The sequence below is a fragment of the Sabulicella rubraurantiaca genome (genome assembly GCF_017355885.1).
GTDB classification, from domain to species: Bacteria; Pseudomonadota; Alphaproteobacteria; order Acetobacterales; family Acetobacteraceae; genus Roseococcus; species Roseococcus rubraurantiacus.
The window spans coordinates 77499-99824 of sequence record NZ_JAFEUU010000005.1 but is presented as its reverse complement, the minus strand read 5'-3'; the positions used below and the strand labels follow the sequence as shown (position 1 = coordinate 99824).

17 protein-coding genes are annotated in these 22326 nt (G+C 69.0%); 7 read left to right on the top strand and 10 right to left on the bottom strand.

From position 1 onward, the window contains the following. Positions 1-129: 129 nt before the first annotated feature. The 5 genes from JTJ31_RS10815 to JTJ31_RS10795 form a co-directional block, all read right to left on the bottom strand. Positions 130-1536, bottom strand: coding sequence for an NAD(P)(+) transhydrogenase (Re/Si-specific) subunit beta (locus tag JTJ31_RS10815; RefSeq protein WP_207538672.1), 1407 nt, complete (start codon positions 1534-1536; stop codon positions 130-132). A 5-nt stretch (positions 1537-1541) separates the two neighbouring features. Then, entirely contained in the window at positions 1542-1940 is a 399-nt protein-coding gene (locus JTJ31_RS10810) for an NAD(P) transhydrogenase subunit alpha part 2 (RefSeq protein WP_207538671.1), read from the bottom strand. Between the two features lie 13 nt (positions 1941-1953). Continuing rightward, positions 1954-3066, bottom strand: coding sequence for a Re/Si-specific NAD(P)(+) transhydrogenase subunit alpha (locus tag JTJ31_RS10805; protein ID WP_207538670.1), 1113 nt, complete (start codon positions 3064-3066; stop codon positions 1954-1956). Positions 3067-3159: 93 nt separating this feature from the next. After that, complete coding sequence (locus JTJ31_RS10800; RefSeq protein WP_207538885.1) at positions 3160-4470, bottom strand: ABC1 kinase family protein; 1311 nt, start codon at positions 4468-4470, stop codon at positions 3160-3162. Positions 4471-4511: 41 nt separating this feature from the next. Then, entirely contained in the window at positions 4512-6341 is a 1830-nt protein-coding gene (locus tag JTJ31_RS10795; RefSeq protein ID WP_207538669.1) for a M3 family oligoendopeptidase, read from the bottom strand. 57 nt (positions 6342-6398) lie between these two features. On the opposite strand from JTJ31_RS10795, the gene JTJ31_RS10790 reads away from it, so the two are divergent. After that, on the top strand, positions 6399-8090 hold the full coding sequence (locus JTJ31_RS10790; protein ID WP_207538668.1) for an AMP-dependent synthetase/ligase: 1692 nt from the start codon (positions 6399-6401) through the stop codon (positions 8088-8090). A 67-nt stretch (positions 8091-8157) separates the two neighbouring features. Here JTJ31_RS10790 and JTJ31_RS10785 read toward each other — a convergent pair whose 3' ends face one another. Then, complete coding sequence (locus tag JTJ31_RS10785; RefSeq protein ID WP_207538667.1) at positions 8158-9324, bottom strand: OmpA family protein; 1167 nt, start codon at positions 9322-9324, stop codon at positions 8158-8160. A gap of 130 nt (positions 9325-9454) precedes the next feature. On the opposite strand from JTJ31_RS10785, the gene JTJ31_RS10780 reads away from it, so the two are divergent. Beyond that, positions 9455-11449, top strand: coding sequence for a protein-disulfide reductase DsbD family protein (locus JTJ31_RS10780; RefSeq protein ID WP_207538666.1), 1995 nt, complete (start codon positions 9455-9457; stop codon positions 11447-11449). Here JTJ31_RS10780 and JTJ31_RS10775 read toward each other — a convergent pair. The 3 genes from JTJ31_RS10775 to dnaG form a co-directional block, all read right to left on the bottom strand. Next, positions 11439-12011, bottom strand: a complete 573-nt coding sequence (locus JTJ31_RS10775) for a GNAT family N-acetyltransferase (RefSeq protein WP_207538665.1) — start codon at positions 12009-12011, stop codon at positions 11439-11441. The genes JTJ31_RS10780 and JTJ31_RS10775 overlap by 11 nt on opposite strands. Beyond that, positions 12011-13930, bottom strand: a complete 1920-nt coding sequence (gene rpoD, locus JTJ31_RS10770) for an RNA polymerase sigma factor RpoD (protein ID WP_207538664.1) — start codon at positions 13928-13930, stop codon at positions 12011-12013. The genes JTJ31_RS10775 and rpoD overlap by 1 nt, the downstream gene beginning before the upstream one ends. 63 nt (positions 13931-13993) lie before the next feature. Next, positions 13994-15766 carry a DNA primase gene (gene dnaG, locus JTJ31_RS10765; RefSeq protein ID WP_207538663.1) on the bottom strand — a complete coding sequence of 591 codons (1773 nt, stop codon included), beginning with the start codon at positions 15764-15766 and terminating at the stop codon, positions 13994-13996. A gap of 52 nt (positions 15767-15818) precedes the next feature. On the opposite strand from dnaG, the gene JTJ31_RS10760 reads away from it, so the two are divergent. Beyond that, a complete protein-coding gene (locus tag JTJ31_RS10760) occupies positions 15819-16025 on the top strand; it encodes a DUF3126 family protein (protein WP_207538662.1) in 207 nt (68 codons plus the stop codon). A 27-nt stretch (positions 16026-16052) separates the two neighbouring features. Here the strand turns inward: JTJ31_RS10760 and JTJ31_RS10755 are convergent, their stop codons facing one another. Beyond that, the gene (locus JTJ31_RS10755) at positions 16053-16505 is read right to left on the bottom strand and encodes a GatB/YqeY domain-containing protein (protein WP_207538661.1); all 453 of its coding nucleotides are present in this window, start codon (positions 16503-16505) and stop codon (positions 16053-16055) included. 91 nt (positions 16506-16596) lie between these two features. Between JTJ31_RS10755 and carA the strand changes: the two genes are divergently transcribed. Genes carA through carB form a run of 4 tightly spaced genes read left to right on the top strand, consistent with a single transcriptional unit; the run spans position 16597 to position 22257 of the window. Continuing rightward, complete coding sequence (gene carA / locus JTJ31_RS10750; protein ID WP_207538660.1) at positions 16597-17958, top strand: glutamine-hydrolyzing carbamoyl-phosphate synthase small subunit; 1362 nt, start codon at positions 16597-16599, stop codon at positions 17956-17958. Further along, complete coding sequence (locus tag JTJ31_RS10745) at positions 17955-18707, top strand: SDR family NAD(P)-dependent oxidoreductase (protein WP_236020099.1); 753 nt, start codon at positions 17955-17957, stop codon at positions 18705-18707. The genes carA and JTJ31_RS10745 overlap by 4 nt, the downstream gene beginning before the upstream one ends. Positions 18708-18733: 26 nt before the next feature. After that, a complete protein-coding gene (locus tag JTJ31_RS10740) occupies positions 18734-18991 on the top strand; it encodes a hypothetical protein (RefSeq protein ID WP_207538659.1) in 258 nt (85 codons plus the stop codon). 5 nt (positions 18992-18996) lie between these two features. Beyond that, entirely contained in the window at positions 18997-22257 is a 3261-nt protein-coding gene (carB, locus tag JTJ31_RS10735) for a carbamoyl-phosphate synthase large subunit (protein WP_207538658.1), read from the top strand. Positions 22258-22326: the final 69 nt, after the last annotated feature.

Sequence of the window (22326 nt, the reverse complement as noted above, 5' to 3'; positions counted from 1 at the left end):
GGCGGTCCTCCCGCCCCCTGCCCGTCCGGACAGAAAAATCCCGCCCGGCATTGCCGCGGCGGGTTTTCTCGCTTGCGTGAGGCTGCAAGGGCTAGTGCGGGGCCGCACGGCGCGGCCCCGCATCAGGCTTCAGCGCTGGAGCGCCTGCACGATCTCCTGCGTCACCTTCTTGGCGTCGCCGAAGAGCATCATGGTGTTGGGCCGGAAGAACAGCTCGTTCTCCACACCTGCATAGCCCGAGGCCATGCCGCGCTTGACGAAGAACACGGTCTTGGCGCGCTCTACATCCAGGATCGGCATGCCGTAGATGGCCGAGGACTTGTCCGTCTTGGCCGCCGGATTGGTCACGTCATTCGCCCCGATCACGTAGGCCACGTCGGCATCGGCGAATTCGGGGTTGATCTCCTCCAGCTCATGCACCTCGTCATAGGGGACGTTCGCTTCGGCCAGCAGCACGTTCATATGGCCGGGCATGCGGCCCGCGACGGGGTGGATGGCGTAGGAGACCTCGGCACCTTCCTTCTTCAGCAGGTCGGCCATCTCGCGCACCACCTGCTGGGCCTGGGCCACCGCCATGCCATAGCCCGGCACGACGATGATCTTCTGCGCGTTCTTCATGATGTAGGCGGCATCCTCAGGGGAGCCGGCCTTGACCGGCGCCCGGTCCGCCGCCCCGCCGCCCGGTGCGGCCACGCCGCCGGCGTCGGAGCCGAAGCCGCCGAGGAGGACGTTGATGATCGAGCGGTTCATCCCCTTGCACATGATATAGGAGAGGATGGCACCCGAGGCGCCGACCAACGCGCCGGTCACGATCAGCAGCAGGTTGCCGATGGTGAAGCCGATGCCCGCTGCCGCCCAGCCCGAGTAGCTGTTCAGCATAGACACCACGACGGGCATGTCCGCGCCACCGATGGGGATGATCAGCAGGAATCCCAGCGCGAAGGACAGCAGGGCGATCATCCAGAACAGCAGGTCCGAGCCGGTGGCGACAAAGGCGATGACCAGCACCAGCAGCAGCACGCCGAGCGCGGCGTTCAGCATATGCTGGCCCTTGAACAGGATGGGCGCGCCCGACATGCGCCCATCCAGCTTCAGGAAGGCGATCACGGAGCCGGAGAAGGTGATGGCACCGATGGCGAGGCCAAGCGACATCTCGACGAGGGAGGCCGGCTTGATGTCGCCGCGCACGCCGATGCCGAAGCTCTCGGGGCTGTAGAAGGCCGCCGCCGCGACGAAGACCGCGGCCATGCCGACCAGGGAGTGGAAGGCGGCGACAAGCTGCGGCAGCGCGGTCATCTGGATGCGCCCGGCCACATAGGCGCCGATGCCGCCACCGATGACGAGGCCGGCGATGATCAGGGCGACGCCGCCCAGATCCATGCCCGGCCGCAGCAGCGTGGCTACGATGGCGATCGCCATGCCAATCATGCCGAAGAGGTTGCCCCGCCGGGATGTCTCGGGGTGGGAGAGGCCGCGCAGCGCCAGGATGAACAGGACGGAAGCGACGAGATAGGCGAGGGTCGTGAGGGTGGTCATCCCGGTCAACCCTTCTTCTTGGACTGGAACATGGACAGCATTCGCCGCGTGACGAGGAAGCCGCCGAAGATGTTCACCGAGGCCAGCATCACGCCCAGGAAGCCGAAGAACCGCGCCACGCCGCTCTCGGCCAGGCCGGCGGCGAGGATCGCGCCCACGACGATGACGGAGGAGATGGCGTTGGTGACGCCCATCAGCGGCGAGTGCAGCGCCGGGGTGACGCTCCAGACCACGTGGTAGCCGACGAAGCAGGCCAGCAGGAAGATCGTCAAAAGCAGGAGGAAGGGCTCAGCCGCCGCTGCGACGGGGGCGACGGTGTCGGCCATGGCGCGCGCCTGCAGGGCCAGGGCCTGGGCGCGGTCGGCCAGCGCCTGGGCCTCCACCGCGATCACGTTGGGATTCATCGGGGGCCTCCGTTCACGCGAAGTTCTTGTGGACCACGGCGCCGCCGCGGGTGAGGGTCACGCCCTGCACGATCTCGTCCTCGGGCGGGAGCTTGGGGGCCTTCGCCTCCTTGTCCCAGAAGGTGGACAGGAAGGTCAGCAGGTTGCGCGCATAGAGGGCGCTGGCGGCGGCAGGGATGCGCGCGGGCCAGTTCGTCCAGCCCAGCACCTTCACGCCATTCTCCGTCACGTGCATCTCACCGGGGCGCGTTTCCTCGCAATTGCCGCCGGCATCCGATGCGATGTCCACGATCACCGAGCCGGGCTTCATGCTGGCGACCATAGCCTTGGTCACCAGAATCGGCGCCTTGCGGCCCTGAACCAGCGCGGTGCAGATCACCACGTCCTGCTTGGCGATGTGGGCAGCCACCACCTCGGCCTGCTTGGCGTAGAACTCGGCGGAAAGCTGCTTGGCATAGCCGCCGGCGGTCTGGGCTTGGCGGCTTTCCTCGTCCTCGTAGCCGACGAAGGAGGCGCCGAGGGACTTGATCTCCTCCTTGGCGGCGGGGCGGACGTCGGTGGCGGAAACGCGGCCGCCCAGGCGGCGGGCGGTGGCGATGGCCTGGAGGCCCGCAACGCCCGCGCCCATGACGAAGACATTGGCGGCGGGCACGGTGCCGGCCGCGGTCATCAGCATGGGGAAGCCGCGATCGAAGGCCGCAGCGCCCTCGATCACGGCACGATACCCGGCGAGATTCGCCTGGGAGGAGAGCACGTCCATGCTCTGCGCCCGGGTGATGCGGGGCAGGAGTTCCATGGAAGCGGCCTCGACGCCAGCTTCGGCGTAGCGCCGCGTGGCGTCGGCATCGGCGCCCAGCGTGGCGATCAGCATCGCGCCGCGCGGCAACGGCGCCTCGGGCGCGCGCACCGCGAAGACGATGTTCGCACCGGCCAGGGCGGCGGCGGCATCGGGCGCAAGCTCGGCCCCCGCCGCGGCATACTCAGCATCGGGGAAACCGGAGGCGAGGCCCGCCCCCTGCTCCACCGTCACGTCGAGGCCTATGGATTTGAGCTTCTTCACCGTCTCCGGCGTGGCCGCGACGCGGGTTTCGCCCGCGCGCCTTTCCTTCAGGACCGCAAGACGCATGAAAAGGGCTCCGTCGTGAATGGGAACCCTTTTGCTTAGGCATGGCTTGCCGCGCCGCGCAATATACAGGACAACCCTGACGCGCTGGGAGGCTCAGGCCGGGCGGGGAACCCCGGCAGCCGAAAGCGCCTCCTCCTGCCGCGCGGCCAGCTTCGCCTCGTCATAGTCCTGGATGAGCTCCATGAACATGCGATGCCAGTTCAACTCGGCGCGCAGCCGCAGGAACACGCTGCCCAAGCCGATGGCGGCACGGTCCATCAGCGGGAATTCGCGCGGGATCCGGACGCCGCCCGTGCGCTTCAGCCCGCGATGCACCTCCTCGGCGACGCGGCGGCCGAAATTCGGGTCGTCGGTTTCCTGGATCAGCCGCACCCGGTCCTGCATCAGCGGCTCGTAGAGGAAGTCGGCCCACTTCTTGAGCACCAGCATGGTTTCGCGCGACAGGTTGCGGAAACCCCAGGTTTCGAAGGCATGGGCTGCCTTCTCCTCGTCCCCGTCGCGGACCGCCTCGTAAAGGGTGATGACACCGGTGACGAAGGAGGGTGGGAAGACGCGGATCGTCCCGAAATCCAATAGGTTGATGCCGCCATCCTCTGGCCGGACTTGGTAGTTGCCCAGATGTGGGTCGCCATGGATGACGCCGTAGCGGTAGAGCGGCTTGTACCAAGCTGCGAAGAGGGCGCGCGCGTAGGAATTACGCTCCTCCAGATCCGGGTTCTCTTCGATGCGGCGCAGGATGGACCGCCCGTCCAGCCAAGTCATGGTGAGGAGGCGGCGCGTGGTCAGTTCCGGGATAGCGGTCGGAACCCGCACGCTCGGCTCGTCGGCCAGCATGATGCCGTAGAGGCGCTGCTGCGCCGCCTCGCGCTCGTAATCCAGCTCCTCGCGCAGGCGGACGCAGAGCTCGGCATAGGCCTCCTCGTTGTCCAGGGCGGAATCCATGCGGCGATACAGTTGCATGGCGAGGCGAAGCTGGCGGAGATCGGCTTCCACCACGCTCGGCATGTCGGGGTATTGCAACTTGCATGCGACTTGCGTGCCGTCCGGCAGCCGCGCCTTGTGCACCTGCCCGAGCGAGGCGGCCGCCGCCGCCTCCTGCCCGAACTCGGCAAAGCGGGATTGCCAGTTGGGGCCGAGCTCGGCCGACATGCGGCGCTTCACGAAGGCCCAGCCCATGGCCGGCGCATTGGCCTGGAGCGTCGCCAGCTCGCGCGCATATTCCTCGGGCAGCGCGTCCGGCACGGTGGAAAGGAACTGCGCCACCTTCATCATCGGGCCCTTCAGCCCGCCGAGGATCTGCTTCAGGTCCTCTGCATGCGCGCCCTTGTCGGTCTTGATGCCCAGGAAGCGCTCGCCGGCCACGCGGGCGGCGATGCCGGTGACGGCGCCGGAGGTGCGGACCATGCGCCGCACCTCGCCGAACAGCGAGTTCTCGCGCCGGTCGCTCACTGAGTGGCCTCAAGCTCGTCGATGAAGCCGGCAATCACGTCCAGGCCGCGCTTCCAGAAATCCGGCTGCGAGGCATCGAGGCCGAAGGGCTCCAGCAGCTCCTTGTGACGCAGCGTGCCGCCGGCACGCAGCATCTCCAGGTATTTCCGCTCGAAATCCGGCACCGATCCCTCGCGATACACGCCATAGAGCGCGTTCACCAGGCAATCCCCGAAGGCATAGGCATAGACGTAGAAGGGCGTGTGCACGAAGTGCGGGATATAGGCCCAGTAGCAGGCATAGTCCGGCGTGAATTCGAAGGCGGGGCCGAGGCTCTCCGTCTGCACATCCATCCAGATCTCGCCGATGCGCTCGGCGGAAAGCTCGCCCTGGCGCCGCTCCTCGTGCAGCCGCGTCTCGAAGCGGTAGAAGGCGATCTGCCGCACCACCGTGTTGAGCATGTCCTCCACCTTGCCGGCGAGGAGCAGTCGCCGCTTCGCCGGGTCCTTCTCGGCATCCAGCATGGCGCGGAAGGTCAGCATCTCGCCGAAGACGCTTGCCGTCTCGGCCAGGGTCAGCGGCGTGGAGGAACGCAGATAGCCCTGCTCGGCGGCGAGGCGCTGGTGGACGCCGTGGCCCAGCTCATGCGCCAGCGTCATCACGTCGCGCGCCTTGCCGTGGTAGTTCAGCAGCAGATAGGGGTGCGCGGAGGGCACGGTCGGATGGGCGAAGGCGCCCGAGGCCTTGCCCGGGCGCAGCGCCGCGTCGATCCAGGGCTGCTCGAAGAAGGGCGCGGCCACGCGCTCCAGCTCCGGCGAGAAGGCGCCATAGGCGGCGCGCACCCGCTCCACCGCCGCCGGCCAGGGGATGGTGCTGTCGTCGTCACGCGGCAGGGGCGCGTTGCGATCCCAGTGCATCATCTTCGGCAGGCCGAGCCACTTCGCCTTCATGGCGTAGTAGCGATGTGACAGGCGCGGGAAGCTCTCGGCCACAGCGGTGACGAGGGCGTCCACCACCTCGTCCTCCACCATGTTGGCGCGGTTGCGGGAGCTGCCGGGGCGGGGGTGGCGGCGCCACTTGTCCATCACCTCCTTGTCCTTGGCGAGCGTGTTGGTGATCAGGCTGAACAGCCGGATCCGCGACCCGAACGCCTCGGAAATGCCCTTGGCGGCCGCCTCGCGCACGGAACGGTCGGCATCGGAGAGCTTGTTCAGCGCTGCCGAGACGGAAAGCTCCTTGCCGTCCACAGGGACGGTCATGTTCGCCATGGTCTCGTCGAAGAGGCGGTTCCAGGCGGCGCGGCCCGTCACCTCCTTCTCGTGCAGCAGCTTCTCCATCTCGTCGGAAAGCTGGTGGGGCAGCCACACGCGCAGGTCGCGCAGCCAGGGGCGCCACGCCTCCAGCGCCTCGCTTTCCGCCAGCTTCGCCTCGAGCGCCGTCTCCGGGATGCGGTTCAGCTCCAGCGTGAAGAAGACGAGATGGGAGGAGATCCCCGTCACCCGCTCGCTCATCGTCTGCTGGAAGCGACCATGCTCCGGATCCTGTGCATCGGAGGCGAAGAGAAGCTGGGCGAAGCTCATGACCCGGCCCAGCACCTCCTCGATGCGTTCGTAATCCGTCAGCGCCTGGGCCAGCGCCTCGCCGGACAGGGATTCGAGCTTGCCGGAGAGCCGATCCTCGAAGGCCCGGGCCTCGGCCTCCGCCCGGTCGAGATCCGCGACGATGCGGGGGTCTTCGGTGCCGGAGTAGAGATCCGCCAGATCCCAGGACGGAAGCCCTGGATCGCCCCCCGCTGCATCGAGAGGAGCGCGGAGGAGGGCGGGGAGGAGGCTTTGGCGAGGCTGCATGGCTTCCATATAAGCGGAGCAGCGGCCGGGCCAAGCGCCGCAAGGGGAGGACGATGCATGGGGCGAGGTCTGGCGAACGCGACGAGCCTGCCGGGGCTGCTGCTGGGGCTGGCGCTGGAGGACCCGGCACGGTCCATGCTCGGCTATTGGCGCGATGGCGCCTGGCGGCGGATGCCACGCGGGGATTTCGCCCAGGCCGTCGCGGATGCCGCCGCGGGGCTGCGCGCCCAGGGGGTGATGCCCGGTGATCGCGTCGTGCTGGTGGCCGAGAGCCGGCCCGAATTCATGATCGCGGACAATGCCGTCATGGCGATCGGCGCCGTCACGGTGCCCACCTACGTCACCAACACCGTCGCCGATCACGCGCATATCCTGCGCGATTCGGGTGCACGCGCGGCGATCGTCTCCACCCCTGCCCTCGCCGCCCGTCTGCGTCAGGCAGGGGAACTCGACCTGCTGGTCTGCATGGACGACCCACCCGCCGGCGCCCTGCCCTGGTTGGAACTGACCGGCACGCGCGCCGACGCCGCGGCCTTGATCGCGGAGGTGGAGCAGATCCCCGAAGGCCGCCTCGCCTGCCTCGTCTACACCTCGGGCACGGGGGGAACGCCGCGCGGCGTGATGCTGCCGCACCGGGCGCTCCTGGCGAATTGCCGGGCGGTCAACGCTCTGCTGAGCAAGCTCCTGCGCGTGCCGCGCGAAGCGACCTACCTGTCCTTCCTGCCCATGTCCCATTCCTACGAGCACACGGTGGGCGGCTTCATCATGCCCTCGGCCGGAGTCGAGGTCGTGTTCTCGCGCGGAGCGGAGCGGCTGGCGCAGGAATTCGGGCAGCACCGCCCGCATGTCATCACCGCCGTGCCGCGCCTGTTCGAGGTGCTGCGCGAGCGGATCACAACGCAAGTGGAGAAAGCGGGCGGGCTGAGCGCGAAGCTGTTCGGACGCGCGCTGGCGCTGGGGATGCGGCGCATGGACGGCCCGCCGCTGGGATTGCTCGAGAAGCTGGAGGACGCGGCGCTGGACCGCCTCGTCCGCAACAAGGTGCGCGATCGCTTCGGCGGGCGGCTGGAGGCGCTGGTCTCGGGCGGTGCACGGCTCGACCCGGCCTTGTCGGGCTTCTTCCTGGCGCTCGGCATTCCGGTCATCCAGGGCTACGGCCAGACCGAGGCCGGGCCGGTGATCAGCGTCAACCTGCCCTGGGACAATGACCGGCGCAGCGTAGGCCGCCCGTTGCAGGGCGTAGAGACGCGGCTGGGCGAGGATGGCGAGTTGCTGGTCCGCGGCGCGCTGGTGATGGACGGCTACTGGAACAATCCGGCGGCGACGGAGGCCGCGCTGCGCGAAGGCTGGCTGCATACGGGCGACGTGGCGGAGATGCGCGACGGGCGCCTCTACATCACCGACCGCAAACGGGATTTCATCAAGCTGAAGGGCGGCGACATGGTCGCCCCCGCCAAAATCGAGGCCCTGCTGGCAGGCGAACCCGAGATCGCCCAAGCCGTGGCGGCGGGCGAGGGCCTGGCCGGGGTCGTGGCCCTGGTGGTCGCCGCCGATGGGCGCACGGCGGAAGTGGAGCAGGCGATCCGCCGCGTAAACGCGAAGCTCTCTCCGGTCGAGCGGGTGAGGCGCCACGCCGTCCTGCCCGAGCCCTTCACCGTGGAGAACGGGCTGATGACGCCCACCATGAAGGTGAAGCGTCGCCAGGTGCTGGAGCGGCACGGCCGCCTGGTCCAGTCCCTCGCCTCCTGACGGGCGCGCAAAGAAAAAGGGGCGCCCGGAGGCGCCCCTTTCCCTGTGCCTCGGAAGGCCGCCCTGCTTAGCGCAGGACGATCTCCACGCGGCGGTTCTGCGGCTCGCGCACGCCGTCTGCCGTCGGGACCAGCGGGCGGCTCTCGCCAAAGGCCTGCACCGTGATCTCGCCCCGCGACACGCCGTTGCGGACCAGCTCCGCCGCCACCGCCTCGGCGCGGCGCTCGGACAGGCGCTGGTTGTACTGCGGCGTGCCGGAGCGGTCGGCATGGCCCGAGACCTCGATCCGGGTGGACTGCACCCGGCGCGAGTTCTGCGCCGCGTCGCTGATGATCTGGCGGGCGCGGTCGGTCAGGTCGGCGCGATCCCAGTCGAAGAACACCAGGTAGGTGCGCGCCGGGGCCGGAACCGGGGCCGGGGCGGGCGCGACGGCGGCGACCGGCGCCGGACGCGGCTGGTTGAAGGCGTAGCGCACGCCGAGCAGGACGGAGTGGTTGTGGCTCTCCGACTTCAGCGTGCCACCCGCGAAGCCGACATTGCCCGGCGTGGTCACAGCGCGCGTGTTGAAGCGCTGCGGCTCCATGCCGAAGTAGCGATACTCCGTGGTGATCGCCAGGCCAGGCACCGCCGCGATCGGGAAGGCCGCGCCGATAATGCCCTGCCAGGCCAAGCCACCCTCGGTCGCGCGGGAGCGGAGTGCCGCGGTGCCGGCAACGTTGCGGGCGTTCACCTGATCCCACTCGCGCCAGGCATAGCCGACGCCACCGCCGATATAGGGGACGAAGGCCGGCACGCCCGGGATCACGAAGTCGTAATAGACGTTGCCCATCACGCCATAGGTGCGCTGGAGGCCGGAGGAGCGGCCGGCGAGGTTGGCGCCGGGGAAGCCGCGGATCTTCTCGATATCGTTCTCGCGGTAGTTGCCCTCGATCTCGAAGCGCAGGCCGTTGCCCAGACCCCAGCCGATGGCGCCGACGCCGACGAAGCCCGGCTCGAACACCGCCGTGCCGCGACCCGTCACACCCGTCGCGGCGAGGCCGCTGGCCAGGGTGCGGTCGGGGCTGACGCGCACGTTGTTGTGGAAGTTCACACCGGCGCCGGCGCCGATGTACAAGCCGGTCACTGCCTGCTGCTGCGGCACGCGGAAGCCGTCCATGAAGCCCTGGGCAGCGGCGACGCCCGGCAGGGCGAGCACGGCGGCCCCGGCCAGAAGCGTGGACTTGATGCGGGACATGGCAGTCTCCCCTCGGAGTTGAGCGATCATGCCGGGCCGAACCCAAACTTGCGAATGGAGTTGCTGCATCGCGTCGCAACCTTTCACGGGGTTGCATAAAAGCCACAGCCGCGCCTTGTATCGCCTTGTCATGGCGCGTTTCCTGTTCCTGCTGATCCTGGCCCTGCTGCCCCTGCGCGCGCTGGCCGTGGAGTCGGCTCCCGTCACCTCGCCGCGCGCGACGGCCACCTTGCTCGCCGACCGCGCCGCCATCGCGCCGGGCGAGGAATTCCGGCTGATGCTGTTCCTGCGCCTCGCGCCCGGCTGGCACAGCTACTGGTCCAACCCTGGCGATGCCGGCGCCCCGCCCGAGGTGGCGCTGCGCCTCCCCGAAGGCTGGTCCGCCGGTGACCTGCAATTTCCCGCCCCCGAGCGCATCCCCTTCGGGCCCCTGATGAATTTCGGCTACAAGGGCGAGGTCGGCTTTCCCTTGCCGGTCACTGCTCCTGCGACGCTCCGCCCTGGCGAGACGGTGGCGATCGAGGCCGAGGCCACATGGCTCGCCTGCGCCGATGTCTGCATTCCGGAGGAAGGGCGCTTCACCCTGTCCCTTCCGGTGGAAGCTGCGGCCAGCCCCGCCAATCTGCCCCGCTTCATGGCGGCCGAGGCAGCGATGCCCCGCCCCTCCCCCTTTGCGGCGCGGCTCTCCCCCGAAGGCGTGCTGACCGTCGAGGGCGAGGCAATCACCCCCGGCGCGGTGCGCAACGCCACCTTCTTTCCCTTCGAGCAGGCGCGCTTCCTCAACCCGCCGCCGCAGCGCCTCGCCCTCCGCGAGGGCGGATTGACCCTGGCCCTTTCCTCCGCACCGGGTGCGGAGCCCAGTGCCGCCGAGGGCGTGCTGGTGCTGACGGATGCGGGTGGCCAGCGCGCCTCCTTTACCCTGCGCGCTGAACCCGGTCCCACCATCCCGGCCGGGGCCACAGGGCTGTGGCAGGCCCTGGCGCTGGCGCTGCTGGGCGGGCTGATCCTGAACCTGATGCCCTGCGTCTTCCCGGTCCTGGCCATGAAGGCGATGGCGCTGGCCCGTCTGGGTGGAGCGGAAGCCAAGGCGGTGCGCGGCGATGCGCTGGGCTACGTGCTTGGCGTGCTGGCGGGATTCACCGCGCTGGGAGCGGCGCTGCTGGCACTTCGCGCCGGCGGCGCGGCGGCGGGCTGGGGCTTCCAGTTCACCCATCCGGCCTTCGTGGCCGCCATGGCCTGGGTGATGCTGCTGGTGGGCCTGAACCTCTCCGGTGTCTTCGCCATCCGTGGCCCGGCACTGGGCGGCGCGCGCGGCGCCTTCGGCACCGGCCTACTGGCGGTCGTGGTGGCGACGCCCTGCACGGCGCCCTTCATGGCGACTGCCATCGGTGCGGCGCTGCTGCTGCCGGGTTGGGGAGCACTGCTGGTTTTCGCCGCGATGGGGCTGGGCCTCGCCCTGCCCTATGGCGCGCTGGCCGCCTTCCCGGCGCTCGCACGCCTGTTCCCCCGCCCTGGCCCGTGGATGGAGCGTCTGCGTCAGGTCCTGGCCTTCCCCATGTACGGCGCGGCGGCGTGGCTAGTCTGGGTTCTGGCGCAGCAAGCCGGCCCGGATGGGGTGCTGGTGGCGCTGTCCGGAGGCGTGCTGGTCGCCCTGGCCGCCTGGGCCTTCGGCACCGGTGCCCGGCCCGGCCGCCTGCTGGGCGTGGCTGCCGCCGCCCTGGCCATCGCCCTGCTGCCCGGGCTGGAGGGCTCGCCCGCAGCCGCTCCGCGCCCCGCCCTGTCCGGCGAGGCTTGGTCGCCCGACCGCTTGGCCGCGCTGCGGGCCGAGGGGCGGCCGGTCTTCGTGAACCTGACCGCCGCGTGGTGCATCACCTGCAAGGTGAATGAGCGCATCGCCCTCGACACAGAGGCGACGCGCGCCGCCCTCGTAGCGCGAAACGTGGCGGTGCTGGTGGGCGACTGGACCCGAGGCGACCCGGCTATCACGGCGCTGCTGCGCGCGCATGGCCGCGATGGCGTGCCGCTCTACCTGCTGTATCCGGCGGCAGGTGGCGCTCCCACCATCCTGCCCCAGCTCCTCACTGAGGGCACGATGCTGGAGGCGCTCTCCGCCCTCAGATCTTGAGGTGGTCCGGGATCGGGAGGCCCAGCCGGTCCGGCACCGGCCATTCCTCGCGCACGGTGCGGAGGCGGCGGAACCCGGCCTTCTCGTAGTTCGGCAGGGCGCGCGGGTGGTCGGCGGTGCAGGTATTGACCGTCAGGGTCGCGCAGCCCTCGTCCCAGGCCGCGCGGATCGCGTGGTGCAGCAGCGCCATGCCCAACCCCTGGCCGATCGCCTGCGGCAGGAGGCCGAAATAGGCGAGGTTGATCGTGGGCCAGGGGCGGCGGTCCAGCTCATAGAAGCCCAGATCCTCCCCCGCCGCGTCGCGCGCGACATGGATGCTGATGCGACGGTCAGCCAGGATCACGTCTAGTTCCGCGTCTGACAGGGTGCGGCGCAGCCACCAGACATAGTCGCGCCCCACCTCGTCATAGAGGCGTCGATATTCCTCCACCGAGGCGCGAGGACGCAGCCGCTCCACCGTAACCCCGGCGGGCAGGCCGGGGACCGGCCCCTGGGGGCTACGGTCCATACGCAGGAATGTCACGTCCACCGCGATGCGGGTGACGGGCTCGGCCAGGAACATCAATGCTCCAGGAAGGAGCGAAGCTTCCGGCTGCGGCTCGGATGCTTCAGCTTGCGCAAAGCCTTGGCCTCGATCTGCCGGATGCGCTCGCGCGTCACGTTGAACTGCTGGCCGACTTCCTCCAGCGTGTGGTCCGTGTTCATGCCGATGCCGAAGCGCATCCGCAGCACGCGCTCCTCACGCGGGGTGAGGGAGCCCAGCACCCGCGTCGTCGCCTCGCGCAGATTCGCCTGGATGGCGGCATCCAGCGGGATGACGGCGTTCTTGTCCTCGATGAAGTCGCCGAGGTGGCTGTCCTCCTCGTCGCCGATCGGCGTCTCGAGGGAGATCGGCTCCTTCGCGATCTTCAGCACCTTCCGCACCTTCTCGAGCGGCATGCCGAGCTTCTCGGCCAGCTCCTCCGGCTGCGGCTCCCGGCCGATCTCGTGCAGCATCTGGCGGGAGGTGCGGACCAGCTTGTTGATCGTCTCGATCATGTGGACCGGGATGCGGATGGTCCGCGCCTGGTCTGCGATGGAGCGGGTGATCGCCTGCCGGATCCACCAGGTGGCGTAGGTGGAGAACTTGTAGCCGCGGCGGTACTCGAATTTATCCACGGCCTTCATCAGGCCGATATTGCCTTCCTGGATCAGGTCCAGGAACTGCAGGCCGCGATTGGTGTATTTCTTGGCGATGGAGATCACGAGGCGGAGATTGGCCTCGATCATCTCCTTCTTCGCGCGGTTCATGTCGCGCTCGCCCTCGGCGACCGTCTTGTAGACGCGCCGGAACTCGCCGACCGGCAGGCCCGAGGCGGTGGCCACCTGCGCGATCTCGGCGCGGATATCCTCCAGCTGCTCGCGCGACTTGGCCGCAAAGGCCTGCCAGTACTTGTTCTTGATTTTGCTGACGCGCTCCAGGAAGCCCGGATCCAGCTCGGAGCCGATCCAGTGCTCCAGGAACTCCTCACGCTTCACCTTGTTGGCGAGGGCAAGGCGCAGCACCTGCCCGTCCAGCGTGGTCAGCTTCTTGTTGAGGCCCTTGAGCTGCTCGACCAGCTCCTCGATGCGGTTGTTGTGCAGGTGGACCTTGCCCACAAGCGCCACCAGCTCCTGCCGGGCTTTCTCGTAGGTCTTCTCCGACCGCCCGGCCAGTTCCCCACCCGAGGTGTAGGCGTCCATGCGCTTCGAGGAGAGCTTCTGCAGCTTGCCATAGGCGTCACGGATCGCGTCGAAGGCGGCCAGCGCCTCCGGCTTCAGCTTCTCCTCCAGCGCGGAAAGGGACAGGCCGACGCCCTCGCCTTCCTCGCCCTCCTCGAACTCCTCCGGCTCGGCCGGGGCGCCCTCGGGGTTGTCGGCGTTGTTGGTGGCCTCGAGGTCGATCACGTCGCGCAGCAGCATGCGCGGCGGCTCGGCCTTCAGCGCGTCATGCCAGGCGATGATGGCCTTGAAGGTCAGCGGGCTCTCGCACAGCCCGCCGATCATCATGTCGCGCCCGGCCTCGATGCGCTTGGCGATCGCGATCTCGCCCTCGCGCGAGAGCAGCTCGACCGAGCCCATCTCGCGCAGATACATCCGGACGGGGTCGTCGGTGCGGCCGAGGGTCTCCTCGTCCACGTTGCCGCCGGACTCCTCCTCGTCCTTCTCCTCGCCATCCTCCGAGCGGGCGGCCTTCTGGGTCTCGCCGTCCTCGGCTTCCTCGTTCTCGACGACGTTGATGCCGGCCTCGGAAAGGGCAGCCAGGGTGTCCTCGATGAACTCGCTCGACACCTGCTCTTGCGGCAGGGCCTGGTTTACCTCGTCCACCGTGACGTAGCCGCGCTCCTTGCCGCGGGCGATCAGCTTCTTGACCGCCGCCGAGGTCACGTCCAGCAGGACACCCTCCACCGCTTCCTCGCGGGCCTCGGCCGTCTCGCCGCCATTCGCCGTCTTGCTCGCCATCCGCGTCACGCTCCGTTCGAGTCCGGGGGCCGAAAAAAGCCCCCCTATATTATGGGGTCCGACCTAGGCCCCTTCCGCCGGCTCTTCCGCCTCGCCCCGGCGCAGCGCATCGAGCGCGGCGGCCAGACGGATGACGCGGGTCTGCGCCCCGGCATCGGCCGTCTCGGTCAACTGCACCGCGGCGAGCCGGAGATCCTCCACCAGCTCGCTCTCTCCGCGCAGGAAGCCGAAGAACTGCCAGAACGCCTCCAGCGCCTCCGCCGGGGTTGCATCGGGATGTGCGCCCGGCGGAAGGTCCGGCCGGCGCAGGACATCCACCGCCACGTCCAAGTTCGCGAGGTGGGCAAGAAGTTCCGCCGAGTCAAGGCGTTCCGCCGATGGAAGCCACGCGAGAACGGCATCCCTCGCCTGCCGCAGCCTGCCCTCCGGAAACTCCAGCATGGCCAGGGGCTCCTCCACCTCGGGGAGCAGGTGGGGGTGGCGCAGGCAGATGGCGAGCAGGATGGCGGCCCGCCCTTCCCTGACCTTTCCCTCGTCCGGCACGGGCCGGGCATGGCGCGGCGGCGCCTTCAGCCCGGGCCGGCGCGACTGGGCGAAGAAGCGGTCGAGCAGGACGCGCCGGTATTCGGCGGCCAGGGCCTTGTCCGGAATGGCACCGGCAGCGGCCATCAGCCGGTTGCGGATCAGCGCCCGCGCCTCGGGCCGGTCCGGCAGGGCATTCCCGGCGATGAGGCCGAACAGCGCCTCGCCCATCGGCTGGGCCGCGTCGAGGATGGCCTGCATGCCGCGCGGTCCGTCGCGCCGGATCAGGCTGTCCGGGTCCTCCCCGCTGGGCAGGGTGGCGAAGCGCAGCGAGCGCTCGGGCGTCAGCAGGGGCAGCGCCACCTCCGCCGCGCGCCCTGCCGCCCGTGCCCCGGCGGCGTCGCCGTCGAAGCACAGCACCGGCTCGGCGGAAACGCGCCAGAGTTCCGTCAGCTGTTCCGCGGTCAGTGCCGTGCCGAGGGGCGCAACCGCGCCGCCGAACCCCGCCTGGTGCAGAGCAATCACGTCCATGTAGCCCTCGACCACCACGAGGGCGGCGCCGCGGAACACCGCCTCCCGCGCCAAGTCCAGCGCATAGAGGGAACGCCGCTTGGAGAAGAGCGCCGTCTCCGGTCCGTTGACGTATTTGGGCTGGCCGTCGCCGAGGATGCGCCCGCCGAAGGAGATGGTGCGGCCACGCCGGTCGCGGATCGGGAACATGACGCGGTTGAAGAACAGGTCGGTGAGGCGTCCCTCCTCCCGCGCCTGCATCAGCCCGGCCTCGACCAATTGCGGGGCCTCGATCCCGTCTTCCTTCAATTCCGCCAGCAGGGCGCCGCGCCCGGCACCGGACCAGCCCAGGCCGAAGCGGGCGATGGTCTCGTCGGACAGCCCACGGCCGCGCAGGTAGGACAGGGCCTCGGCCCCCTCGGATGCGCGCAGGCGGCGGCTGAAGCTGGCTTCCGCGGCCTGCATCACATCCTGGAGGTCGCGGGCGCGCCGTTCCCGCTCCCTCGCCTGCGGGGTGGGCATTGGGACCTCCATCCCTGCCTCGGCCGCGAGGCGCTCCACCGCCTCCATAAAGCTCGCGCCCTCCGAGCGCATGAGGAAGGCGAAGGCATCGCCATGCGCGCCGCAGCCGAAGCAGTGGAAGTGCTCGTCATAGACGTAGAAGGACGGGCTCTTCTCATTGTGGAAGGGGCAGCATCCCTTCCATTGCCGCCCGGCCTTGGTGAGACGCGTGCGCCGCCCGATCAGCCCGGGCAGCGGAGTGCGGAGCCGCAGCTCGTCAAGAAAGGTGGGAGGCAACGCCATGGGGATGCTTCCAAGGGTAGAGCAAAGCCCGCGGAGGCGGTAGGAGCGACCCATGAAGCCGAACGAAATCCAGGCCGTGCAGGCCCATCTCCGCAAGCTGCTGGGCTCCCAGCGCCTCCATATCCGTGCCGCCGCCAATCGCGGCGGTCCGGTGGAGCTGCTGGTGGACGGCGAGACGATCGGGACGGTGGATCGCGACGAGGAGGAAGGCGAGGTCGCCTACCACGTCACGATCACCGTCCTTTCCGAGGATCTCTGACGCCGCGGGGGCGGGTCCGTCCCGCCCTCAGCCGCCCAGCGCGGCCTTCACCAGCGGCCCGGCCTTGCTCATGTCCAGGCTGGCCGCGTGCTTCGCCTTCAGCGCGGCCATGACCTTGCCCATGTCCTTGGGGCCGGCGGCGCCGGTCTCGGCCACGGCCTCGCGCACCGCCGCCTCCATCGCCGCAGCATCCATCTGCTGGGGCAGGAAGGCCTCGATCACCGAGATCTCCGCCTCTTCCTTCTCCGCCAGTTCCGGCCGGTTGCCCTGGCGATAAAGCTCCACGCTTTCCCGGCGGCTCTTGGCCATGCCGCGCAGCATCCCCACAATTCCGGCCTCATCGAGCGGCGGGCCAGGGCGCGCGGCAATATCGGCGTCCTTCAGCTTGGCGGTGATCATGCGGAGGGTCGCCACGCGCGGGGCGTCCTTGGCCAGCATCGCCGTCTTCAATTCGTTGGTGAAGCGTTCCCGCAGATCCATGTTTCGTTTCCCTTTCGAATCAAATTGGAAAGAATTTCCCACCCGCTGTTTCCGCTTGCCAGTGGGAAGTCTTTTCCCTTATGCCGCCACCATGCGCTCCGTGGAAGATATCCTTGCCCTGCTGGGCGGGGCCGAGGCCGCCGCCGCCCATTGCCAGGTCGGCACCGAAGCCATCCGGAAGTGGCGTCAGTCCCGTTCCATCCCCCCGAAGCATTGGCCCGCCATCCTGGCTGCCACCGGGCTTTCCCTGGCAGACCTCGCTGGCGTCCCGCAAGAGAACAAGGAAGCCGTCCCTATGGCCGATGAAGTCCCTCCTGGCGCCACCGCCGTCCTGGTCCTGGATGACGGCACGGTGCATTGGGGTGTGGGCTTCGGCGCCCATGGCACGCAGGTCGCGGAGATCTGCTTCAACACCGGCCTCACCGGCTATCAGGAGACGCTGACCGACCCGTCCTATGCCGGCCAGGTGATCTGTTTCACCTTCCCGCATATCGGCAATGTCGGCGCGAATCCTGAGGATATGGAGGCGGCGACGCCGGTCGCGCGGGGCCTGATCGTCAAGCAGGACGTGACGGAGCCCTCCAATTACCGCGCCACCATGGACCTCCAGGAATGGCTGAAGCGGCATGACATCCCGGGCATCGGGGGCCTCGATACCCGTGCCCTGACCGCCCGCATCCGCGATGGCGGCGCGCCGAACGGCGTCATCTCCTTCCCCGCCGATGGCCGCTTCGACATTCCTGCGCTGCTGGCCCAGGCCAAGGCCTGGCCGGGGCTGGAGGGAATGGACCTCGCCAAGGAAGTCACGGCCCGGCAGGCCTATCGGTGGAACGAGACGCGCTGGGCCTGGGGCGCCGGCTTCGGCAAGCAGGAGAGCCCGAGCAAGCGCGTCGTCGCGCTGGATTACGGCGCCAAGCGCAACATCCTGCGCTGCCTGGCCGATGCCGGGTGCGAGGTGACGGTCCTGCCCGCCACCGCCACGGCGGAGGAGATCCTCCGCCACGACCCGGACGGGGTGTTCCTGTCCAATGGCCCCGGCGACCCGGCGGCGACCGCCGAATACGCCGTCCCAGCGATCCGCGCGGTTCTGGACAAGAAGGTGCCGGTCTTCGGCATCTGCCTGGGCCACCAACTCCTCGCCCTCGCGCTGGGGGCGAAGACCTACAAGCTGGATCGCGGCCATCGCGGCGCCAACCAGCCGGTGCAGGACCTGCAGACCGGCAAGGTGGAGATCACCTCGCAGAACCACGGCTTCGCGGTGGATGAGTCCAGCCTGCCCGAAGGCGTGACGGTGACGCACCGCTCGCTCTTCGACGGATCGAACGAGGGCATTGCGGCGAAGGATCGCCCGGCCTTCTCCGTGCAGTACCACCCGGAAGCCTCGCCAGGGCCTTCGGACAGCCACTACCTTTTCCATCGCTTCGTGAAGCTGATGGAGGAAACAAAAGGATGATGTGGGACCTGTCCGGGCGCGTCGCGCTCGTCACCGGCGGAAATGGGGGCATCGGCCTCGGCATGGCGAAGGCGTTGGCGGCCAATGGCGCCGCCCTCGTCATCACCGGCCGCAACGCCACCAAGAACGCCGCGGCGGCGAAGGAACTGCCGGAGCGCACGCTGGTCCTTGAGGCGGATCTGACCGCGAAGGGCGCGCATGAGCGCGTGCTGGACGAGGTGCGCAGCCGTCACGGACGCCTGGACATCCTGGTGAACAACGCCGGCACCAATATCCGCAAGCGGCCCGAAGAAGTGACGGATGACGAGTGGGACACGGTGCTGGACACCAATCTCGGCTCGCTGATGCGGGTGACGCGCGGCGCCTATCCCATGCTGAAGCAGCACGGCGTCGGGCGCGTCATCAATATCGGCTCCATCCTCAGCATCTTTGGCCTGCCCTTCTCGCCGGCCTATGGCGCGTCCAAGGGGGCGGTGGTGCAGTTCACCAAGTCCCTCGCCACGGCCTGGGCCGCGGATGGCATCACGGTGAACGCGGTGCTGCCCGGCTGGATCGAGACCGAGCTGACCGACGGCGCCCGCGCCACCGTCCCCGGCCTCTATGAGCGGCAGGCCGCCCGCACGCCGATGGGCCGTTGGGGTAGGCCGGACGATTTGGGCGGCATCGCCGCCTTCCTCGCCTCCGACGCCGCTGCCTTCGTCACCGGCACCGCCATCCCCGTGGATGGCGGCTTCGCGGCGATGGGCTGAGCGGACGAGGGGCGGCAGGACAGGTCATGAACTTCGCCGTGCCGCTCCTGGCCTTCGCCTATTCGGCCGTGGTGCTGTTCTGGCTCGCGCATGCGCTGCGCAAGCTCTACGCGCCGATGCGCGCCGCGGTCACGGCCTTCGCGATTTCCGTGGCCGTCCACGCGGTCACGCTCTTGAGCCTCGACGGGGAGTACCGCCTCGTCGCCCTTCTCTTCTGGGGCGTGCCGCACATGCTGCTGCTGCCTCTCCTGCTCTTCCGCGCCAAGCGCGCCCAGAAAGGCTGACTCCCATGCCCAAGCGCACCGACATCCAGTCCATCCTCATCATCGGCGCCGGCCCCATCGTGATCGGCCAGGCTTGCGAGTTCGACTATTCGGGCGCCCAGGCCTGCAAGGCGCTGCGGGCGGAAGGGTACCGGGTCATCCTGGTCAACTCCAACCCCGCGACGATCATGACCGATCCCGGCCTCGCGGACGCGACCTATATCGAGCCGATCACGCCCGAGGTGGTGGAGAAGATCATCGCCAAGGAGAAGCCGGACGCGCTGCTCCCCACCATGGGCGGCCAGACCGCGCTGAACACGGCGCTGAAGCTGGCCGAGGCCGGCGTGCTGGAGAAGCATGGCTGCGAGCTGATTGGCGCCAAGGCCGAGGTGATCGACAAGGCGGAGGACCGGCAGAAGTTCCGCGACGCGATGACCAAGATCGGCATCGAGAGCCCGCGCAGCACCATCGCCCACACGATGGAGGAGGCGCGCGAGGGCCTGGCCCGCGTCGGTCTTCCCTGCGTCATCCGCCCCTCCTTCACCCTGGGCGGCACGGGAGGCGGCATCGCCTATAACAAGGAGGAGTTCGAGCAGATCGTGGCCGCCGGCCTCGATGCCTCCATGACCTCCGAGGTGCTGATCGAGGAGAGCGTTCTCGGCTGGAAGGAGTTCGAGATGGAGGTGGTCCGCGACAAGGCGGATAACTGCATCATCGTCTGCTCCATCGAGAATCTGGACGCGATGGGCGTTCACACCGGCGACAGCGTGACCGTCGCCCCGGCGCTGACCCTGACCGACCGCGAATACCAGCGCATGCGCGACGCCTCCATCGCCTGCCTGCGCGAGATCGGCGTGGACACGGGCGGGTCCAACGTGCAGTTCGGCATCAACCCGGTGGATGGCCGCATGGTCATCATCGAGATGAACCCGCGCGTTTCGCGCTCCTCCGCCCTCGCCTCCAAGGCCACCGGCTTCCCCATCGCCAAGGTCGCGGCGAAGCTGGCCGTCGGCTACACGCTAGACGAGTTGCAGAACGACATCACCCGCGTCACCCCGGCCTCCTTCGAGCCGACCATCGACTACGTGGTGGTGAAGATCCCCCGCTTCACCTTCGAGAAGTTCCCCGGCACCCCCGCCACCCTCACCACCTCCATGAAGTCGGTGGGCGAGGCGATGGCGATCGGCCGCTCCTTCGCGGAGGCCCTGCAGAAGGGTCTGCGTTCGCTGGAAACCGGCCTCTCCGGCCTGGATGAGCAGGCACCGCCGGGCGACGGGTCGAAGCAGGCCTTCTTCGCCTCCCTCGCCACGCCGCGGCCGGATCGCGTGCTGACCGTCGGCCAGGCGCTGCGCGCCGGGCTCTCCGTCGAGGAGATTTACGCAGCCTGCAAGTTCGACCCCTGGTTCATCCGCGAGGTCGACCGCATCATCCGCGCCGAGACCGAGGTGAAGGAGAAGGGCCTGCCCACCACGGCGCCGGCCTTCCGCCGCCTGAAGGCGCTCGGCTTCTCCGACCGGCAGCTCTCGCGCATCACCGGCCGGAGCGAGGCGGAAATCTTCGCTGCACGCGACAAGCTGGGCGTCCACCCGGTGTTCAAGCGCATCGACACCTGCGCCGCCGAGTTCGCCTCGGACACGCCCTACATGTACTCGACCTTCGAGGGCGGCTTCGGCACCCCACAATGCGAGAGCCGGCCGACCGACCGCAAGAAGGTCGTGATCCTCGGCGGCGGCCCGAACCGCATCGGCCAGGGCATCGAGTTCGACTATTGCTGCGTCCATGCCTGCTACGCCCTCTCGGAGAAGCATGGCGGCGTCGCGGGCATCGAGACCATCATGGTCAACTGCAACCCTGAGACGGTCTCGACCGACTACGACACCGCCGACCGCCTGTATTTCGAGCCGCTGACGCCGGAGGACGTGATCGCCCTGATCCGCAAGGAGCAGGAGAAGGGCGAGGTGCTGGGCTGCATCGTCCAGTATGGCGGGCAGACGCCGCTCAAGCTCTCCCAGGCGCTGGACAAGGCGGGTATCCCCATCCTCGGCACCAGCGCCGAGGCGATCGACATCGCCGAGGATCGCGAGCGCTTCCAGCTACTCCTCAAGGGGCTCGGGCTGAAGCAGCCGCAGAACGGCATCGCGCGCAACCTGGAGGAGGCGCTCTCCGAGGCGGAGCGCATCGGCTACCCGGTCGTCGTCCGCCCCTCCTACGTGCTGGGCGGGCGCGCGATGGAGATCGCCCATAATCCAGAGCAGCTTCGCCGCTTCGGGGCCGAGGCGGTGCGCGTCTCCGGCGAGAACCCGATCCTGATCGACCAGTATCTCCAGGACGCGATCGAGGTGGACGTGGACTGCATCGCCGACCGGGCGGGCAATGTCTACGTCGCCGGCGTGATGGAGCACATCGAGGAGGCGGGCATCCATTCTGGCGACAGCGCCTGCTCCCTCCCCCCCTACTCCCTCGCGCCGACGCTGGTGGTGGAGCTGAAGCTCCAGACCGACGCCATGGCCCGGGCGCTCAAGGTGCAGGGGCTGATGAACGTGCAGTTCGCGGTGAAGAACGGCGAGATCTTCGTCCTCGAGGTGAATCCCCGCGCCTCCCGCACCGTGCCGTTCGTCGCCAAGGCGACGGGCGTGCCGGTGGCGAAGATCGGCGCCCGCGTCATGGCCGGCGCGCTGCTGACGGAGTTCCGCCTGGACGACGACGCCGTGTCCCGGCATGTTGCGGTGAAGGAGGCGGTCTTCCCCTTCAACCGCTTCCCCGGCGTGGATGTGCTGCTCGGCCCCGAGATGAAGAGCACCGGCGAGGTCATGGGCCTCGACACCTCCTTCGAGCGCGCCTTCCTGAAGTCGCAGATGGGCGCGGGGGTGAAGCTGCCCGTGGGCGGCACCGCCTTCATCTCGGTCCGCAATTCCGACAAGGCGGCGGCCGTGGGCATCGCCCGGCGCCTGTCGGAGCTGGGCTTCCGCATTCTGGCGACGCACGGCACTGCTGCAAAGCTGCGTGAGGCGGGGCTGGAGCCCGGCCTGGTCAACAAGGTGCTGGAAGGCCGCCCGCATTGCGTGGACGCCATCAAGTCCGGCGAGATCCAGCTGGTCATCAACACCTCGGGTGGCGGGCAGAGCGTCTCGGACAGCTTCGATATCCGCCGCTCGGCGCTCACCCAGGGGGTGCCGCACTACACCACCATGGCCGGGGCCCGGGCCGCGGTGGGGGCGATCGCGGCCCTGCGCGCGCAAACCCTTGATGTAGCGCCGCTGCAATCCTACTCTACCGCGTCGTTCTGACCACGGGAGGGGGCGATCAGGCCCCCTCCCCACCCCTCACCGCCGGAGCGAAGGAACGGGTCATTGGCC

Excerpts from the sequence above, each read along its gene's own strand:
- JTJ31_RS10785 (WP_207538667.1), bottom strand. The coding sequence starts at position 9,324 with ATGTCCCGCATCAAGTCCACGCTTCTGGCCGGGGCCGCCGTGCTCGCC.
- JTJ31_RS10775 (WP_207538665.1), bottom strand. The coding sequence starts at position 12,011 with ATGTTCCTGGCCGAGCCCGTCACCCGCATCGCGGTGGACGTGACATTC.
- JTJ31_RS10795 (WP_207538669.1), bottom strand. The coding sequence starts at position 6,341 with ATGCAGCCTCGCCAAAGCCTCCTCCCCGCCCTCCTCCGCGCTCCTCTC.
- JTJ31_RS10810 (WP_207538671.1), bottom strand. The coding sequence starts at position 1,940 with ATGAATCCCAACGTGATCGCGGTGGAGGCCCAGGCGCTGGCCGACCGC.
- JTJ31_RS10755 (WP_207538661.1), bottom strand. The coding sequence starts at position 16,505 with ATGGATCTGCGGGAACGCTTCACCAACGAATTGAAGACGGCGATGCTG.
- JTJ31_RS10805 (WP_207538670.1), bottom strand. The coding sequence starts at position 3,066 with ATGCGTCTTGCGGTCCTGAAGGAAAGGCGCGCGGGCGAAACCCGCGTC.
- JTJ31_RS10740 (WP_207538659.1), top strand. The coding sequence starts at position 18,734 with ATGAACTTCGCCGTGCCGCTCCTGGCCTTCGCCTATTCGGCCGTGGTG.
- JTJ31_RS10760 (WP_207538662.1), top strand. The coding sequence starts at position 15,819 with ATGAAGCCGAACGAAATCCAGGCCGTGCAGGCCCATCTCCGCAAGCTG.
- JTJ31_RS10780 (WP_207538666.1), top strand. The coding sequence starts at position 9,455 with ATGGCGCGTTTCCTGTTCCTGCTGATCCTGGCCCTGCTGCCCCTGCGC.
- JTJ31_RS10745 (WP_236020099.1), top strand. The coding sequence starts at position 17,955 with ATGATGTGGGACCTGTCCGGGCGCGTCGCGCTCGTCACCGGCGGAAAT.
- rpoD (WP_207538664.1), bottom strand. The coding sequence starts at position 13,930 with ATGGCGAGCAAGACGGCGAATGGCGGCGAGACGGCCGAGGCCCGCGAG.
- JTJ31_RS10790 (WP_207538668.1), top strand. The coding sequence starts at position 6,399 with ATGGGGCGAGGTCTGGCGAACGCGACGAGCCTGCCGGGGCTGCTGCTG.
- dnaG (WP_207538663.1), bottom strand. The coding sequence starts at position 15,766 with ATGGCGTTGCCTCCCACCTTTCTTGACGAGCTGCGGCTCCGCACTCCG.
- JTJ31_RS10815 (WP_207538672.1), bottom strand. The coding sequence starts at position 1,536 with ATGACCACCCTCACGACCCTCGCCTATCTCGTCGCTTCCGTCCTGTTC.
- JTJ31_RS10800 (WP_207538885.1), bottom strand. The coding sequence starts at position 4,470 with ATGGTCCGCACCTCCGGCGCCGTCACCGGCATCGCCGCCCGCGTGGCC.
- carB (WP_207538658.1), top strand. The coding sequence starts at position 18,997 with ATGCCCAAGCGCACCGACATCCAGTCCATCCTCATCATCGGCGCCGGC.
- carA (WP_207538660.1), top strand. The coding sequence starts at position 16,597 with ATGCGCTCCGTGGAAGATATCCTTGCCCTGCTGGGCGGGGCCGAGGCC.